This is a genomic window from Candidatus Pantoea edessiphila, from assembly GCF_002933335.1.
Taxonomy (GTDB): Bacteria; Pseudomonadota; Gammaproteobacteria; order Enterobacterales; family Enterobacteriaceae; genus Pantoea_C.
Genome location: NZ_PDKS01000008.1, coordinates 1 through 1,701 on the forward strand (window position 1 = coordinate 1; position 1,701 = coordinate 1,701).

At 47.4% G+C, this 1,701-nt stretch carries 1 rRNA gene; it reads left to right on the plus strand.

From position 1 onward, the window contains the following. The first annotated feature begins 142 nt into the window (after positions 1–142). Positions 143–1,700: ribosomal RNA gene (locus tag CRV11_RS03670) — 16S ribosomal RNA — on the plus strand. The last annotated feature ends 1 nt before the right edge of the window (position 1,701 follow it).

Consider the following 1,701-nt stretch of genomic DNA (forward strand, 5'->3'; position numbering starts at 1 on the left):
TCTTTAACAATTTATCAGACAATCTGTGTAGGTATTCATAGATTTAGCATTAACATTTTAAATGTATGTTATAAATATCTATTGAATAGATACGTGAGTTTATTACGTGATTTAATCTGTAGAAATAGGTTTAATAGAATTCCAATTGAAGAGTTTGATCATGGCTCAGATTGAACGCTGGCGGCAAGCCTAACACATGCAAGTCGAACGGTAACACTAAAAGAGCTTGCTCTTGAGGTGACGAGTGGCGGACGGGTGAGTAATATCTGGGGATCTGCCTGATGGAGGGGGACAACCATTGGAAACGATGGCTAATACCGCATAAAGTTGAAAAACCAAAGTGGGGGACTTTATTAGCAATAATAAAACCTCATGCCATCAGATGAACCCAGATGGGATTAGCTAGTAGGTGAGGTAATAGCTCACCTAGGCTACGATCCCTAGCTGGTCTGAGAGGATGACCAGCCACACTGGAACTGAGATACGGTCCAGACTCCTACGGGAGGCAGCAGTGGGGAATATTGCACAATGGGCGAAAGCCTGATGCAGCTATGCCGCGTGTATGAAGAAGGCTTTCGGGTTGTAAAGTACTTTCAGTAGGGAAGAAGGCAATGTGGCTAAAATCCACAATGATTGACGTTACCTACAGAAGAAGCACCGGCTAACTCCGTGCCAGCAGCCGCGGTAATACGGAGGGTGCAAGCGTTAATCGGAATTACTGGGCGTAAAGCGCACGCAGGCGGTTTATTAAGTCAGATGTGAAATCCCTGGGCTTAACCTAGGAACTGCATTTGAAACTGATAAGCTTGAGTTTCATAGAGGAGAGCAGAATTCCAGGTGTAGCGGTGAAATGCGTAGAGATCTGGAGGAATATCAGTGGCGAAGGCGGCTCTCTGGATGAATACTGACGCTCAGGTGCGAAAGCATGGGGAGCAAACAGGATTAGATACCCTGGTAGTCCATGCTGTAAACGATGTCGACTTGGAAGTTGTGTCCTTGAGATGTAATTTCCGTAGCTAACGCGTTAAGTCGACCGCCTGGGGAGTACGACCGCAAGGTTAAAACTCAAATGAATTGACGGGGGCCCGCACAAGCGGTGGAGCATGTGGTTTAATTCGATGCAACGCGAAAAACCTTACCTACTCTTGACATCCAGCGAACTTGGCAGAGATGCCTTGGTACCTTCGGGAATGCTGAGACAGGTGCTGCATGGCTGTCGTCAGCTCGTGTTGTGAAATGTTGGGTTAAGTCCCGCAACGAGCGTAACCCTTATCCTTTGTTGCCAGCGAGTTAGTCGGGAACCCAAAGGAGACTGCCGGTGATAAGCCGGAGGAAGGTGGGGACGACGTCAAGTCATCATGGCCCTTATGAGTAGGGCTACACACGTGCTACAATGGCATATACAAAGAGACGCTACCTCGCAAGAGTAAGCAAATCTCATAAAATATGTCTTAGTCCGGATTGGAGTCTGCAACTCGACTCCATGAAGTCGGAATCGCTAGTAATCGTAGATCAGAATGCTACGGTGAATACGTTCCCGGGCCTTGTACACACCGCCCGTCACACCATGGAAGTGGATTGCAAAAGAAGTAGGTAGCTTAACCTGCTAAAGGAGGGCACTTACCACTTTGTGATTCATGACTGGGGTGAAGTCGTAACAAGGTAACCGTAGGGGAACCTGTGGTTGGATCACCTCCTTAA